This window comes from Stappia indica (genome assembly GCF_020177335.1).
GTDB lineage: Bacteria > Pseudomonadota > Alphaproteobacteria > Rhizobiales > Stappiaceae > Stappia > Stappia indica_B.
In genome coordinates, this window is the sequence record NZ_JAIVMG010000016.1 from 43,242 (window position 1) to 57,584 (window position 14,343).

The 14,343-nt window shown below is 65.5% G+C and carries 14 protein-coding genes; 10 read left to right on the forward strand and 4 right to left on the reverse strand.

Going from position 1 to position 14,343, the window contains the following annotated elements:
- Positions 1-8 precede the first annotated feature (8 nt).
- Complete coding sequence (locus LC062_RS18655) at positions 9-1,961, forward strand: acetyl-CoA carboxylase biotin carboxylase subunit (protein WP_224912521.1); 1,953 nt, start codon at positions 9-11, stop codon at positions 1,959-1,961.
- A gap of 15 nt (positions 1,962-1,976) precedes the next feature.
- Here LC062_RS18655 and LC062_RS21410 read toward each other — a convergent pair whose 3' ends face one another.
- Complete coding sequence (locus LC062_RS21410; RefSeq protein WP_263625794.1) at positions 1,977-2,867, reverse strand: NAD-dependent epimerase/dehydratase family protein; 891 nt, start codon at positions 2,865-2,867, stop codon at positions 1,977-1,979.
- A 106-nt stretch (positions 2,868-2,973) separates the two neighbouring features.
- Entirely contained in the window at positions 2,974-3,771 is a 798-nt protein-coding gene (locus tag LC062_RS18665; RefSeq protein WP_224912522.1) for a methyltransferase, TIGR04325 family, read from the reverse strand.
- 253 nt (positions 3,772-4,024) lie between these two features.
- Here LC062_RS18665 and LC062_RS18670 point away from each other — a divergent pair, with 253 nt between their 5' ends.
- Positions 4,025-4,459 (forward strand): DUF1489 family protein, encoded by a 435-nt coding sequence (locus tag LC062_RS18670; RefSeq protein ID WP_224912523.1) that lies wholly within the window; start codon positions 4,025-4,027, stop codon positions 4,457-4,459.
- Positions 4,460-4,484: 25 nt separating this feature from the next.
- Here LC062_RS18670 and panC read toward each other — a convergent pair whose 3' ends face one another.
- Entirely contained in the window at positions 4,485-5,351 is an 867-nt protein-coding gene (gene panC / locus LC062_RS18675) for a pantoate--beta-alanine ligase (RefSeq protein ID WP_224912524.1), read from the reverse strand.
- A gap of 164 nt (positions 5,352-5,515) precedes the next feature.
- On the opposite strand from panC, the gene LC062_RS18680 reads away from it, so the two are divergent.
- The 3 genes from LC062_RS18680 to LC062_RS18690 all read left to right on the forward strand — a co-directional run bounded on the left by LC062_RS18680 (position 5,516) and on the right by LC062_RS18690 (position 7,431).
- Entirely contained in the window at positions 5,516-6,244 is a 729-nt protein-coding gene (locus tag LC062_RS18680) for a VWA domain-containing protein (protein WP_224912525.1), read from the forward strand.
- Between the two features lie 129 nt (positions 6,245-6,373).
- Positions 6,374-6,601 (forward strand): DUF3955 domain-containing protein, encoded by a 228-nt coding sequence (locus LC062_RS18685; protein WP_224912526.1) that lies wholly within the window; start codon positions 6,374-6,376, stop codon positions 6,599-6,601.
- 122 nt (positions 6,602-6,723) lie between these two features.
- Positions 6,724-7,431 (forward strand): DnaJ domain-containing protein, encoded by a 708-nt coding sequence (locus tag LC062_RS18690; protein ID WP_224912527.1) that lies wholly within the window; start codon positions 6,724-6,726, stop codon positions 7,429-7,431.
- A 105-nt stretch (positions 7,432-7,536) separates the two neighbouring features.
- Here LC062_RS18690 and LC062_RS18695 read toward each other — a convergent pair whose 3' ends face one another.
- Positions 7,537-8,979: a D-alanyl-D-alanine carboxypeptidase gene (locus LC062_RS18695; RefSeq protein WP_263625800.1), complete on the reverse strand. Its 1,443-nt coding sequence runs from the start codon at positions 8,977-8,979 to the stop codon at positions 7,537-7,539.
- 552 nt (positions 8,980-9,531) lie between these two features.
- Between LC062_RS18695 and LC062_RS18700 the strand changes: the two genes are divergently transcribed.
- From LC062_RS18700 to LC062_RS18720, 5 genes are all read left to right on the forward strand, one after another.
- Complete coding sequence (locus LC062_RS18700) at positions 9,532-9,864, forward strand: phasin family protein (protein WP_224912529.1); 333 nt, start codon at positions 9,532-9,534, stop codon at positions 9,862-9,864.
- A gap of 383 nt (positions 9,865-10,247) precedes the next feature.
- Complete coding sequence (gene clpS / locus LC062_RS18705; protein ID WP_181758857.1) at positions 10,248-10,577, forward strand: ATP-dependent Clp protease adapter ClpS; 330 nt, start codon at positions 10,248-10,250, stop codon at positions 10,575-10,577.
- A gap of 9 nt (positions 10,578-10,586) precedes the next feature.
- Positions 10,587-13,034 carry an ATP-dependent Clp protease ATP-binding subunit ClpA gene (gene clpA / locus LC062_RS18710; RefSeq protein WP_224912530.1) on the forward strand — a complete coding sequence of 816 codons (2,448 nt, stop codon included), beginning with the start codon at positions 10,587-10,589 and terminating at the stop codon, positions 13,032-13,034.
- A gap of 152 nt (positions 13,035-13,186) precedes the next feature.
- Positions 13,187-13,945, forward strand: coding sequence for an AzlC family ABC transporter permease (locus LC062_RS18715; RefSeq protein ID WP_224912531.1), 759 nt, complete (start codon positions 13,187-13,189; stop codon positions 13,943-13,945).
- Complete coding sequence (locus tag LC062_RS18720) at positions 13,945-14,292, forward strand: AzlD domain-containing protein (RefSeq protein WP_224912532.1); 348 nt, start codon at positions 13,945-13,947, stop codon at positions 14,290-14,292. Before LC062_RS18715 ends, LC062_RS18720 begins: the two co-directional genes overlap by 1 nt.
- The last annotated feature ends 51 nt before the right edge of the window (positions 14,293-14,343 follow it).

Below are 14,343 nucleotides of genomic sequence, written 5' to 3' on the forward strand. Positions count from 1 at the left end.
ACCCTCCCATGCTCGACTCGGTGCTGATCGCCAATCGCGGGGAGATTGCCTGCCGGATCATCAAGACCGCGCGGCGTCTCGGACTGAGGACCATTGCCGTTTATTCCGATGCCGACCGCCAGGCACTGCATGTGCGGATGGCGGACGAGGCGGTGCATATCGGTCCGGCGCCAAGCGCGGAGAGCTATCTGGTCGGCGAGCGCATTCTGGCGGCGGCGAAGGTCACCGGCGCGGCGGCGATCCATCCGGGCTACGGCTTCCTGTCGGAAAACGCGGATTTCGCCGAGGCCTGTGCCAAGGCCGGCATCGTCTTCATCGGCCCTTCGGCCAATGCGATCCGGGCGATGGGCCTGAAGGACGGCGCCAAGACCCTGATGGAAGGGGCCGGGGTTCCGGTGGTGCCGGGCTATCACGGCGAGAAGCAGGATCCGGAGTTCCTCAAGCGCAAGGCCTATGAGATCGGCTATCCGGTGCTGATCAAGGCGGTGGCCGGCGGCGGCGGCAAGGGCATGCGCCGGGTCGACAAGGCAATCGACTTCGAGGCGGCGCTGGCCTCGGCCCGGCGCGAGGCGCAATCGGCCTTCGGCGATCCGCGCGTCTTGATCGAGAAATTCATCCTCAATCCGCGCCATGTGGAGATCCAGGTCTTCGGCGATGGCAAGGGCGAGGCGGTGCATCTGTTCGAGCGCGACTGCTCGGCCCAGCGGCGCCATCAGAAGGTGCTGGAGGAAGCGCCGGCCCCCGGCATGAGCGCGGAAACCCGCGCGGCGATGGGCGCGGCGGCGGTGGCGGCGGCCAAGGCGGTCAACTATGGCGGCGCCGGCACGGTCGAGTTCATCGCCGACGGCTCCGGCCCGCTGCGGCCGGACGGTTTCTGGTTCATGGAAATGAACACCCGGCTGCAGGTGGAGCATCCGGTGACGGAGCTGGTCACCGGTGTCGATCTGGTGGAATGGCAGTTGCGGGTGGCCTCCGGTGAAGGGTTGCCGCTGGCGCAGGAGGAGATCCGGCTTGCCGGCCATGCCATCGAGGCGCGGCTTTACGCGGAGGATCCCGATCACGGCTTCCTGCCCTCCACCGGCCGGCTGGAGCTCTTGATGCTGCCCGAGGGGGAGGGCATCCGCATCGACACCGGCGTCGAGGCCGGGGCGGACGTCTCGCCCCATTACGATCCGATGATCGCCAAGATCATTGCCCATGGCGCCACCCGCGAGGAGGCACTGGAGCGTCTGTCGCGGCAGTTCGGCGTCACCTGGGTCGCCGGGCCGAAGAGCAATCTGGCGTTCCTCGCGGCGCTGGTGGACCACCCGGAGGTGCGCGCCGGTGGTTTCGACACCGGCCTTGTCGACCGGGATCTGGACGGGTTGACCGGCGGCGCGGTTTCAGAGGCGACGATCGCCGCCGCCGTCGCCACGCTGGTCGCCGGGCATACCCCGCATGAGGAGGTGGCGACGGGTTGGATCGACCCCTTCGCGGAGAACGATGCGTTCCAGTTGTCGGGCCCGCGCGTTTCCGGTCTCAAGGTGACGGTCGATGGTCAGATGCGCGATCTGCCGGTTCGTTGGCGCGATGGCCGGCCGGTGCCTGACGGACAAGACGGGGACGGGACCGATATTCCCGGCATTGCCGCCTGGTCGGGCGATGCGGTCTGGGCGCTGGAAGGCGGCCGCGCGGTCAAGGTGGCGCTGGTGGATCAGCTTGCGCGCACCGTGGAGGCGGAAGGCGGCAAGGCCGCGATTCCGGCGCCGATGCATGGCAAGGTGATTGCCGTATCCGTTGCCGCTGGCGACGCGGTGGAGCGGGGCGACCGGCTCGCCGTGGTGGAGGCGATGAAGATGGAACACGCCATCACCGCGCCGCGCGACGGGATCGTCGAGGCGGTTCTGGTGGAGGAGGGCGCGCAGGTCGATCAGGGGGCACCGGTGGTGCGCCTGCGCGAAGAGGCGGAGGAGGGTGCGTAAGGCGTCAGCCGCGTATCAGCCGCAAAGCGGCATCAGCGCCCTGACCAGCTCCGCCGGATCGGTGTGGTAAGGCCGCCAGCCGGTGAGCCGGGTCGCGCGCTCGGGCGAAAAGGCCTGCGAGAGGGCATAGCCGGCACCGACATCCTGGCAGGCCGGCAGGTCCGTGGGCGGCTGCTGATGCGCCAGGTCGAGCCGCAGTCCGAGGGTTTCGGAGACAAGCCGGATCAGGCTGCCCACCGGCACGCCGGAGATCCCGCAGCCGATCACTTGCAGCCGGTAGCGGCGGGCTTCGACCACCTTCAGGTAAAGCGCGGCGAGGTCGCTCGCGTCGACCAGCGGCCAGACCGTGTCGGGTGCGGCGCGGGTGGCGAAGGCCTGCCCGCTCTCTGCCGCGTCGCGCATCTCGGCGAGCGGCCCCCCATCCCGGCTGCAAACGAGGGCCGGATGAACCACCGAGACGGCCAGGTGGCGCTGGGCCAGCAGGGAACGGATGGCATTGGCCACATGAGCGAAGGCGGGGATGGGGGCGAAGGCGGCGGTTTCGGCGACGGGCGCGCCGCCGCTGTCGGGGAACAGCCAGACCCCTCCGGTGTAGACCACATGCAGCGGGCTGGCGCGCTCTGCCGGCAGCGCCTTCAAGGCGGCCACGAGCCGGCGCTCGGCAGCGACCGCGTCTTCATCGAAGGTGGCGGCGGTATGGACCAGGGTGTCGCAGTCGGCGACGGCGCCGATCCAGTCCTCGGGCGCGCGGATGTCGCCTTGCAGAACGGCGCCGCCGGCGGCACGCAGTCGCTCCGCACTTGCCGGGGAACGGGCCAGGGCCGTGACGTCATGGCCGGCGCTGATGAGGCTCTGGAGAACCGGGGCGCCGATGGTGCCGGTCCCGCCTGTGAGAAAGATCCGCATGGCCCCATCAAGCGCCGTACAACCGATTCGTGCAAGTCCTACGTCTTCGCGTGAAGGCGTGCCCGGGGCCTGCCGGGGCCCCGCACCCGAGGGTGCGGGAGGCGGTTCAGGCGGTTTGGCGTCTCAGCATGAAGCCGCGGCTTTCGCTCCACCCCAATTCCGGATGGCTGGAGATTTGGTGGGCCAGATGTTGAATGTTCCAGCTGTCGACAATGTCATAGCCCAGCGTCTTCAGTTCGGAGAGGAAGCGCTCCTTGCTGCGGATCTGGTAGGGAAAGAATGCCGGTCCGCCCCGTTGCAGGGTAAAGACGGTCTGGCCATCGCGCAGGGCCACCTTGTTCAGCAAAATGACCTCGGGCGGCGCCGGCAAGCGGGCGACGAAGTCCGGAAACGGGATGTCGAGATACTGGAGCAACCCCGAACACAGCAGGATCTCCGCTTTCTCCGTCATGGCGAGGTCGTCACAGAAGGAAAGCTCGGGGCCGATGCCGTCGGCACGAGCCATTTCGGCTCCGGCTCTGGCCATTGGCGGGAGTTCATACACCTGCCACTTGACCCGGGACAGATCGAGCAGGGGGCGGAAGGCGCGATACTTGGTGCCGACATGTCCTCCGGCATCAAGCAGATGGGTCCAGCCGGCGCTCCGGGCGCGGAGTTCCCGGTCCAGCCAGAACATGACCGGGTAGTCCCAGTCGATGATCTGGCTCATCTTGTCGAGCGCGACCGTCACCATCTCATCGTGATTGTAGTCGGCCAAAGCCCAGTTCGGTACTGCGGCCAGTGCGCTTTCACGAGTGGGGTAGGCGCCGGTAAGCTGCGCGCGGCGCGGGACAAGGTGCAGGCGTGCGAAAGCTGTCCGCAAGGGACGCGCCATTTTCTTGATTCTGCCGACCCGCATGTGCATCAACGATCTCATCTGGACCTCTTTTGTTATGGATTTCGGGTCGCAGTCTGGGATCCGAGCGTGGACGCTGTCATGAGCCGTCCATGGACGAACGGGTTAGAATAACGTAAATGAAAGGTTTACGCCATGCCGCTGGCACGGGGCTGAGGTCACAATTCCGGCGGGTGGAGGCACCGGGCTGTGAGATGTGCAAAACCGGCAAGCGCGGCTGTGCGGGTTTGACCTTTTCCGCCGCCCTGCTAAGTCAGTCGGCATGACCCTGCATCTGCTCAAACTGTGCGTGGGCGCCGAGTCCATCGAGGATCTGCAGGCTTCCATCGACTTTCGCCTGTCCGAACAGCGCGCGCGCGGCCTGCCGGCGGAGCCGTTCCACACGACGCGGATGGTGCCGACCCGCAAGGACGAGTTGCTCGATGGCGGATCGCTTTACTGGGTGATCAAAGGCGCGATCCAGGTACGGCAAAGGCTGGTGGACATCCGCCCCTTCACCGATGGCGCCGGCGTCAAGCGCTGCCATCTGGTGCTGGAGCCGCTGTTGCACCCCACCCGCCCGCAGCCGCGCCGTCCGTTCCAGGGATGGCGCTATCTGAAGGCAGAGGATGCGCCGGCGGATCTGAAACGGCTGGGCGGCGGCTCCGATATTCCCGAAGCGATGCGGCGCGAGCTGGCGGAGCTGTGCCTGATCTGAGCCGGCGGCCAAGCCGGCGAGACCGTCAGGCGCGGCGTTCGAACGCCATGTTGTCGATCAGCCGGGTCTTCTCCAGCCAGGCGGCGACCAGCAGCCGCAGGTGGCGGCTGTCGTCGGTGGGCGGTGCCAGGGTTTCGGCATCGCGCAGGGACAGATACTCGACGCGAAAACCGCCGTCGGTCAGCCGGGCGATGGACTTGCGCAACAGTGCTTCCTCCTGCCGATCCGCACCGGTGCAGTCGGAAAGCGCCCGCAAGGTGTCGCGCAGAACCTCCGGCAGCAGGGCGGCGCGGCGGCGGGCATCTTCATCCAGGTACCGGTTGCGCGAGGACATGGCCAGCCCGTCCGCTTCGCGCACCGTCGGTGCGGCGAGGATCGTCACCGGAATATTGAGATCGCGCACCAGCTGGCGAATGACGCAAAGCTGCTGGTAGTCCTTTTCGCCGAAGACGGCGATATCCGGCTGGCAGGCGAGGAGCAGCTTGGTCACCACCAGCGCCACGCCGTTGAAGAAATGCGGACGGGAATCGCTTTCCAGCCCGGTGGCGGGGCCGCCAATGGTGACGCCGGTGGCAAATCCGGACGGGTACATCTCCTCCTGCACGGGCAGGAACACGCTCTCCACGCCAAGGCTGGCAAGCGCGCGAATGTCCGCCTCGGCATCCCGGGGGTAGCTGGCGAAATCCTCGGTCGGGGCAAACTGGGTCGGATTGACGAAGATCGAGACAATGACATGATCGGCATTGTCCTGGGCCTTGCGCACCAGCGACAGATGCCCTTCATGCAGTGCGCCCATCGTCGGCACGAGGGCGATGCGTCGGCCCTGGCCGCGCGCTGCCGCGACCGCGTCCCTGATGTCGGAAAGTGACGTGTGGCAACGTGGCGGTGTCATGATGTGCGGGCCCCTCGATCAGTTGCCATGGCTATAATATGCTTGTGGTCGGGAGAAAAGGCCTCGTCTTTTTGGCAGGGCTTTGAAAATTCGCGCCATGCCGCCATATGCGCAGGGAACGGCGCCGCCCGGGGCGGCTGATCGGGACGCGGGAGTGAGAGACGTTGGCGGAAAAGCGGGACATCGACAAGCGTGGCGAGACCAGCCCGGAAGCGGGAGGCGGGCAGTCCTCCCGACGGGATATTTCCGCTTTTCTGAACGAGGCGCGGCAGACCCGTCCGCTGGCCGACGCCGGGCGGCTGGTGATCGCGCTCGACGCGACCATGAGCCGGCAGCCGACTTGGGATCGGGCCTGCGCCATTCAGGGGGAGATGTTCACGGCCGCCGGTGCGGTCGGCCGGTTGACCATGCAGCTCGTTTATTTTCGTGGGTTTGGCGAGTGCGCCGCCTCGAAATGGGTTGCCGATGCGCGCAGTCTGGCCGCGCTGATGACCCGGATCGACTGCCGGGGCGGGCAGACCCAGATCCGCAAGGTGTTGCGCCATACCATCGACGAGACCCGGCGCAAGAAGGTGCAGGCGCTGGTCTATATCGGCGACTGCGTGGAAGAGAGCATCGACGATCTGTGCGCCCGCGCCGGCGAGTTGGGGCTGCTCGGCGTGCCGGCCTTCATCTTTCAGGAAGGCGGCGATGCTCATGCGCGCGTCGCGTTCCAGGAGATCGCCCGGCTGACCAAGGGCGCCTGGTTCCAGCTCTCCGATGCATCGGCGGGGGATCTTGCCGAACTGCTCAAGGCGGCCGCGGTCTATGCCGCTGGCGGGAGGTCGGAGCTGGAACGCCTGACGCGGGCGGGGGACCGCGGGGCAACCCGGCTGCTGGCGCATTTGCGCTGAGAGACGGCACAGCCCGATCCCGCTTCGCCGGGGCCGCCGCGTTCATCCATGGTTCAGCCGCTTTTCTCTACGACGCTTGCCCGAAAGGCCCCGGTCCGAACGGGGCCGTCAGCAAGAGGCGGTGGTGCAATGAAAATTGGTCTGTTCTTTTTCTCGCTCGTCCTGCTCGGCGCCGGCTGCGGCGTTGCCTTCAATCTGATCGGCTCGACCGTGGACGCCGACGGCTTTCTGCATGAGCCGTTCTTCCTGGTGCCCATCGGCTATCTGCTCGGCATTTCCGGTCTCGGCGGGCTGGCGGTTCTGGCCGTGTGGCACGGCGGGCGGCATCTGGCTCGGCGCTGGGCGGGGGCACGCTAGCTGCGCGCGGCGAGGTCGCCGGCACCCGGCATTGGCTCCCTTGGCGGGTGCGCCGCTCTGGCGTGGCGGTCCGTGATCGCTATATGTGAAGGGTATCGCGCGCGGCGCGCTTTGGGGGTGAGATGGGATATCTGCTGCTTGGCATCGTGATGCTGGCGCTGCTGGTGGCGTTTGGCAATGCAATTGCAACGGCCGACGCGGCGAAACTGGCGCGGCAGCTCAAGCTGGCGGGAGGCGTGGCCTTGTTGCTGCTGGCGGGAGGGCTGGTGTTCGCCCGCCGCTGGGACCTTGCCGTGCCGCTCGTGGCGGTGGGCCTGTCGCTGCTTGGCTGGGGCCGGGCGCGGGGTTTTCGCCCGGCGGGCGCCGGGACCGCTGGTGCCGGGCAGGTCTCGGAGGTGCGCTCGGCGTTTCTGGTCATGCGGCTTGACCACGGGACCGGGGATATGGAGGGGGAGGTGCTGGCCGGCGCTTTCGCCGGGCGGGCGCTTGCGTCACTCGCAAGCGCCGAACTGGAGCGGCTTTACCGGGAGGTGGCTGCCGATGGCGACAGCCGGGCCTTACTGGAAGCTTATCTCGACCGCCGGCAACCCGGCTGGCGTGTAGACTTCGAGGCGGATGGCGCAGCGGGGCATGGAGCCGCGCCGGGCGCGAGCGCCATGACCAAGGAGGAGGCCTACCAGGTTCTGGGGCTTGAGGCTGGAGCCAGCGAGGCGGAAATCCGGGCGGCGCATCGCCGGCTTATGAAACGTCTCCATCCCGATCAGGGGGGCAGCGGCTTTCTCGCCGCCAAACTCAACGAGGCGAAGGACTTGCTTGTCGGTCGTCATTGAACTCACCAATACGCATGACTTTTAGAATTTGATGGTGCTGCTGTTCCAGCTGCCGGAGCGGGCGGGGACGCGGGCGATCCGTCCACCCCGGGGGGCGATGTCTTTTTACTGATAGACGGCGTAGCAGTTGAAACGGGCCGACTTCAGCTTGCGGCAGGCGTTCCATGCCGCCGTCTTGGTTTCAAATCCGACGAAGCGTGCCCGGTAGAGAGTCGCGCCGCCCGACTCGACCGGCTCGGTGTAGGGGTCGTAGCCGCGCAGCGCCTGACCGACCTTGCCCTTGGCCTTCTTCAGCATGGCGATGGCGCCATCCTCGGTCTCGGCCGCGGCGATCTGCACCTGCCAGCCCGGCTCCGGATCGGCCGAGTTGTTGGCCGCCACGGTGACCGATCCGCTGGTGGTCTCCGGCTCCGTTTCCGCTACCGCGTTCTGGGCGGTGGCGGTCATGCCGGCGCGAATGCGCTGGGTGTTGACGCGCATCACCGGGGGTAGCGGGATCGCGGCCAGCGGCTTGGTTGCCGCCGCATAGGCCAGGGTCTTGCGGCGCAGGGCAGCGGCCAGTGCCGGCTTCTGCGGGACCGGGATGATCGAGCCGGTGAGGATCTCTTCCTCCACGACCGGGATGGCCGGCTTGAACTGCGGCCGGGGAACGTTGCGCAGCTCCTGAACCTTGGCGACAAGCGCCGGTGCGGTCCGCCGACCGCGGCTGGCCTTCGGCAAATAGCCGGCGATCAGCTTCGTCATCTGCTTGTTGCGGGCGGCGCCTGTGCGCCCCCCCATGACGACGGCGACGATATGCCGGCCGTCACGCTTCACCGAGGTCACCAGGTTGAAGCCGGAGGCGCGTATGTAGCCGGTCTTGATGCCATCGACGCCCTTGACCTTGCCCAGCAGCCGGTTGTGGTTGCCGTAGCGCCGGCCCTTGTAGGAATAGACGCGGGTCTTGAAGTATTTGTAATACTTCGGAAACCGCTCCTGAATGGCACGGCCCAGCAGCGCCATGTCGCGCGCTGTCGTCTTCTGGCTCGCGTTGGGCAGGCCCGAGGGATTGCGGAAGGTGGTGTTCTTCATGCCGAGCCGGCGCGCGGTGCGCGTCATGCGCTTGGCGAAGGCCGGAACGGAGCCGGAGACGTTTTCCGCCACCGTCACCGCCACGTCGTTGGCCGACTTGGTCACCAACGCCAGAATCGCGTCCTTGACGCGGATGGTGCTGCCGGGACGCAGGCCGAGCTTTGACGGCGGGCGGCTGGCGGCATGCTTGGAGACCTTGAGGCGGCTGTTCAGCGACTTCCGGCCCGCTTCCAGTTCCTCGAACAGGACGTAGAGCGTCATGATCTTGGTCAGGGAGGCCGGATAGCGGGCGGTATCCGCCTTGTAGCTGTAGAGCGTCTTTCCGGTCTTGGCATCAACGACGATGCCGGAATACTTGGGATTGGCACTCGCTGCCTGTGGGGCGGCGAGGGAAACCCCGATTGCCAGACCGGCGGCGATGGCGCCGCGAATGAATCCCGTGAAAACGCGCTGCGCGCGATTGACACCTTTACTCAGCACAATGTCACCCCATTCGGGCCAGGTGTTGGTGCAGCGGCGTCGCCCCAAACGCACATCAACTGTGTGCATGCCGGTGGTCGACCTGCCGTGAAGCATGCGGCCAATCTACGCGAAACAAGGTTACGAATATCCAAACGCGAGCGTTTGACCAACCTTGTTTCCCTGAAAATCAGCCGGTTTGCCTCTGCAATCTCGTAAGACGAGAATCGCAAATGGCAGTTAATGCGCAGTTACCGGCATTGGTCGTTTTGTGAGGAATTTCCCTCGGCCAACGGTCTGTGGAGCATTTGCGCCGGACGGATTCCGGCTCCCTGGCGCGTCCCCTGTTTTGCCTATGGGCAAGAAGCGCGGCGAAGTTGTGGCGCTCCCCGGTCACCGTGTATTAGCCCTTAGTCCATGTTGCGTTGCAAAAGCGAAGATTGACAAATTTTGTGCAGTGCATATATTGCAATCACGCAGCGCAAAATTCGGCGCCTTCATCGTGTTCTGACCAGAAGGTCAACCGGCGGTTGGGCGTGCGATGGTTCGTATGAAACGATAGGAGTCATCATGTTCAACAATTTTGAAGACATTCAGAAGCTCGGCAAGGACAACATGGACGTCATGATGGAAAGCTTCGGCGCCATGACCAAGGGCATGCAGGCGATTGCCTCCGAGTTTGCCGACTTCCAGAAGAAGTCCTTCGAGGAAGGCTCCTCGGCGATGGAAAAGCTCGTCTCCGCCAAGTCGCTCGACAAGGCGTTCGAGACGCACAGCGAGTACGTCAAGACCGCCTACGAGGGCTTCGTCGGCGAAGTGACCAAGCTCGGCGAGATGTACACCGAAGCGGCCAAGGACGCCTACAAGCCCTATGAGGGCGCGATGGCGAAGGTTTCCAAGTAAGTCCCTCCCAGGACAAGACCGGCTGCGGCGATCCGCAGCGGTTCTTTAAGCCCGGCCTCGTGCCGGGCTTTTTTTGTTTTTCCGGTCTGATCTTCTGCCTGAGCCAGCCTTGGGGATTGAGCCGCGGCGTGGATGACATACATAGGAAAGAGAAGAGCCGGGCGAGGCGCGGCGTTTTGGGTTGGCTGTGCCGGCGTGAGGGCCGTGCGTGCCTCTCCCATGCCTGTCCTGACCCGACCTGCCGTGCCAACCGGGGTCGTGCGAAGCGCGGGCAATCGGTATAGGGTCGGTCATCATGCGCCGGGGTGGCGCGGGATGAAACCAGATGTGAGCGATCGCGCAGCCGGGAAAGCTGGCGCGCAGCACGAGGGCTTTGGGCGGCAATGACGAAGAAACCACAGCACGGCAACGGGGACGATACCGGAAGCCTGGTGGCCACCAAAACGCGCACCGTCGTGAAAAGGCCAAATCTTTATCGTGTGCTGCTGTTGAACGATGATTACACGCCCATGGAGTTCGTGATTCACGTGGTGGAGCGTTTTTTTCAGAAAAACCGCGAAGAAGCCACCCGGATCATGTTGCATGTTCACCACCATGGCGTTGGGGAATGCGGTGTGTTCACCTATGAGGTGGCGGAAACCAAGGTTACGCAGGTCATGGACTTTGCGCGCAAACACCAGCATCCTTTGCAATGCGTAATGGAAAAAAAATAGGGGTCGCCCGTGCCGTCATTCTCTCGAAGTCTCGAAAAGGCGCTGCATCAGGCTCTTTCCTATGCGAATGAGCGGCAGCAGGAATACGCGACCCTGGAGCACCTGCTCCTGGCGCTGATCGATGATCAGGACGCGGCCGCGGTCATGCGCGCGTGCAACGTGGATCTGGATATCCTCCGGCGCAATCTGGTCGAATACATCGATACCGAGCTCGACAATCTGGTGATCGAGGGCGACGACGATTCCAAGCCGACCGCCGGGTTCCAGCGCGTCATCCAGCGCGCGGTGATCCATGTGCAGTCCTCGGGCCGGGAGGAGGTAACCGGCGCGAACGTGCTCGTCGCGATCTTCGCCGAGCGCGAGAGCCATGCCGCCTATTTCCTGCAGGAGCAGGACATGACCCGCTACGACGCGGTCAACTACATCTCCCATGGCATCGCCAAGCGGGCCGGCATGTCGGAGACGCGGCCCGTGCACGGCGCGGACGAGGAGGCGGCGGCCGAGGAGGGCGTCGGCGGGGCTGAGAAGCCGAAGCAGAAGACCGACGCGCTGGAAGCGTATTGCGTCAACCTCAACGACAAGGCGCGGGCCGGCAAGATCGATCCGCTGATCGGACGCGAAGCGGAGATTTCGCGGACCATCCAGATTCTCTGCCGCCGGTCGAAGAACAATCCGCTGTTCGTCGGCGATCCCGGGGTCGGCAAGACCGCGATCGCCGAGGGGTTGGCGCGGCGGATCGTCGACGGCGATGTGCCGGAAGTGCTGCAGGATGCGACGATCTTCTCGCTCGACATGGGCGCGCTGCTCGCCGGCACCCGCTATCGCGGCGATTTCGAGGAACGGCTGAAGCAGGTGGTGAAGGAGATCGAGGACTATCCCGGCGCGGTGATGTTCATCGACGAGATTCACACGGTGATCGGCGCTGGCGCCACATCGGGCGGGGCGATGGACGCCTCGAACCTGCTGAAGCCGGCGCTTGCCTCCGGCACGATCCGCTGCGTCGGATCGACCACCTACAAGGAATACCGTCAGTTCTTCGAAAAGGACCGGGCACTTCTGCGCCGGTTCCAGAAGATCGACGTCAACGAGCCGACGATCCCGGACGCGGTGGAGATCCTGAAGGGGCTGAAGCCCTATTTCGAGACCTTCCACAAGGTGCGCTACACCAACGACGCCATCAAGACGGCGGTGGAGCTGTCGGCGCGCTACATCAACGACCGCAAGCTGCCGGACAAGGCCATCGACGTGATCGACGAATCCGGCGCCTCGCAGAAGCTCGTTCCCGAAGGACGCCGGCGCAAGACCATCGGCGTGAAGGAGATCGAGAGCACGATTGCGACCATGGCGCGGATCCCGCCGAAGTCGGTGTCCAAGTCGGACGAGGAGGTGTTGTCGAACCTCAACGCCACCTTGAAGCGGATGGTCTATGGCCAGGATGCAGCGATCGAGACGCTGGCCTCGGCCATCAAGCTGTCGCGGGCAGGCCTGCGCGAGCCGGACAAGCCGATTGGCAACTACCTGTTCTCCGGTCCGACCGGCGTCGGCAAGACCGAGGTCGCGCGTCAGCTTGCCGCTTCGCTCGGGGTGGAGCTGCTGCGCTTCGACATGTCGGAGTACATGGAGCGGCACACGGTGTCGCGACTGATCGGTGCGCCTCCCGGCTATGTCGGCTTCGACCAGGGCGGCCTTCTGACCGACGGGGTCGACCAGCATCCTCATTGCGTGCTTCTGCTCGACGAGATCGAGAAGGCGCATCCGGATCTGTTCAACATCCTGTTGCAGATCATGGATCACGGCAAGCTGACCGACCACAACGGCAAGCAGGTCGATTTCCGCAATGTGATCCTGATCATGACCACCAATGCCGGTGCCGCCGATATGGCCAAGCCGCCGATCGGCTTCAACCGGGCCAAGCGTGAGGGCGAGGATCAGGAGGCGATCAAGCGGCTGTTCACGCCGGAGTTCCGCAATCGGCTGGATGCTGTGATCGCCTTCGGCAGCCTGCCGACCGAGGTGGTGCACCGGATCGTCGAGAAGTTCGTCATGCAGCTTGAGGCGCAACTGGCCGAGCGCGGCGTGACCTTCGAGCTGACCCCGGAAGCCGTCGCCTGGCTGGCGGACAAGGGGTATGACGAGCAGATGGGCGCCCGGCCGCTGGCCCGCGTGATCCAGGAGCACATCAAGCGGCCGCTTGCCGACGAGGTGCTGTTCGGCAAGCTGAAGAAGGGCGGTATGGTCAAGGTCTCGGTCAGCGAGGATGAGGCCGGGCTGCTGCTGGAAAGCATCGAGGATGCCCCGGTCAAGCCCAAGGCGCCCAGGACCGACAAGCCGAAAGCAGCACGGCCGAAGCGCAAGCGCAAGCCGGTCGCGAAGAAGGCGGAGGCATCGCCGCCGGCCCGCAAGGATGACGGTGGGCCGAAGAAGAGCCTGGTGCCGAAGGTGCCGCTGGCGGATTGAGTGAGGCAAGGGGACGGCGGCGCTGACGTCGCCGTTTTCCCGTCCGGCGATTTGCTTTTCACGGATCTGCTGCTAGGTAGGGGTATCGTTTCCCTTCCGCCATCCGGGCGTTCGCCGCGGATGCGCCATTCGCATTGCCAGACAGATCCATCATGTCCGCCGCTTCTTCCACCTTGCCGGAGCCATCCCCTCCCGAGCAGATCCGCCCCTTGGGCTGGATGCTTCGCGGCACCCGTGCCGCGGTCTCGATCCCGGCGCTGATCCTGTCCGCTGCTTTCGTCGGCTATGCCGGGCTTGCCCGGGAGAGCGGGCTGTCGCTGTCTGAAACCCTTATGCTGACCGGTATGGTCTGGGCACTGCCGAGCATCGTGGTGCTGACGGGGGCGATTTCGGCGGGCATGGGCATGATCCCGGCGGCGATTGCCGTGGCGCTGGCCTCGGTGCGGCTAATGCCGATGACCATGGCCTTGATGCCGCTGTTGCGGGTGGAGGGCAAGACCCGGCGCTGGCACCTTCTGGTTTCCTCCCATTTCGTCGCCGTCACCGCATGGGTCTTTGCCATGCGCAACCTGGAAGACCTTCCGCGCGAAGGGAGGTTGCCGTTCTTTTTCGGCTTTGGCGCCAGCCTGACCAGCTTCGTCTTCTGTGTCACCGGCATTTCCTACCTGATGGTGGAGCGGATGCCGATGATGGTGGCCGGTGCCCTGTTCATGCTGACGCCGGTCTATTTCCTTTGTTCGCTCTGGGGTGCGGCGCGGGTTGCGGCGGACAAGGTGGCGCTGCTTGCCGGCCTGGCTCTGGGGCCGGTGTTCTTCCTGTCACTCCCTGGGCTCGACCTTTTGTGGACCGGACTGGTCGGCGGCACGCTCGCCTATCTGGGGACGCGATTTGCGCGCCGGGGATTTCGCTGATGGCTGAACAGGTCTGGTGGTGGCCCTATGCCATGATCCTGGTCGCCGGCTGGCTGGCGACGGACGTCTGGCGCTGGCTCGGCGTGCTGCTCAGCGGCCGGCTGCGCGAGGACAGCGAGCTTCTGCTCTGGGTGCGGGCGGTGGCGACCGCGCTTGTCGCCGGGGTGATCTCCAAGCTGATCCTGTTTCCCGCCGGGGCGCTGGCCGATGCGCCGGTGGCGCTGCGGCTCGCCGCCGCCGCCAGCGGGTTTGTCGCCTTTCTGGTTGGCGGGCAGCGGGTGGTGGTCGGCGTTCTGGCGGCCGAGGTGGTGCTGATCGGCGGCTGGCTGCTGATCGGCCTCGCCTGAGGGCAAGATGCGGGACCGGGCGCCGGACGGGGCGGGCTGCTGACACAAGGC

Bases quoted from the DNA above. Each gene is read 5' to 3' on its own strand.
- LC062_RS18655 (WP_224912521.1), top strand. From the start codon at position 9: ATGCTCGACTCGGTGCTGATCGCCAATCGCGGGGAGATTGCCTGCCGG.
- LC062_RS21410 (WP_263625794.1), bottom strand. From the start codon at position 2,867: ATGCGGATCTTTCTCACAGGCGGGACCGGCACCATCGGCGCCCCGGTT.
- LC062_RS18665 (WP_224912522.1), bottom strand. From the start codon at position 3,771: ATGCACATGCGGGTCGGCAGAATCAAGAAAATGGCGCGTCCCTTGCGG.
- LC062_RS18670 (WP_224912523.1), top strand. From the start codon at position 4,025: ATGACCCTGCATCTGCTCAAACTGTGCGTGGGCGCCGAGTCCATCGAG.
- panC (WP_224912524.1), bottom strand. From the start codon at position 5,351: ATGACACCGCCACGTTGCCACACGTCACTTTCCGACATCAGGGACGCG.
- LC062_RS18685 (WP_224912526.1), top strand. From the start codon at position 6,374: ATGAAAATTGGTCTGTTCTTTTTCTCGCTCGTCCTGCTCGGCGCCGGC.
- LC062_RS18690 (WP_224912527.1), top strand. From the start codon at position 6,724: ATGGGATATCTGCTGCTTGGCATCGTGATGCTGGCGCTGCTGGTGGCG.
- LC062_RS18700 (WP_224912529.1), top strand. From the start codon at position 9,532: ATGTTCAACAATTTTGAAGACATTCAGAAGCTCGGCAAGGACAACATG.
- clpS (WP_181758857.1), top strand. From the start codon at position 10,248: ATGACGAAGAAACCACAGCACGGCAACGGGGACGATACCGGAAGCCTG.
- LC062_RS18715 (WP_224912531.1), top strand. From the start codon at position 13,187: ATGTCCGCCGCTTCTTCCACCTTGCCGGAGCCATCCCCTCCCGAGCAG.
- LC062_RS18720 (WP_224912532.1), top strand. From the start codon at position 13,945: ATGGCTGAACAGGTCTGGTGGTGGCCCTATGCCATGATCCTGGTCGCC.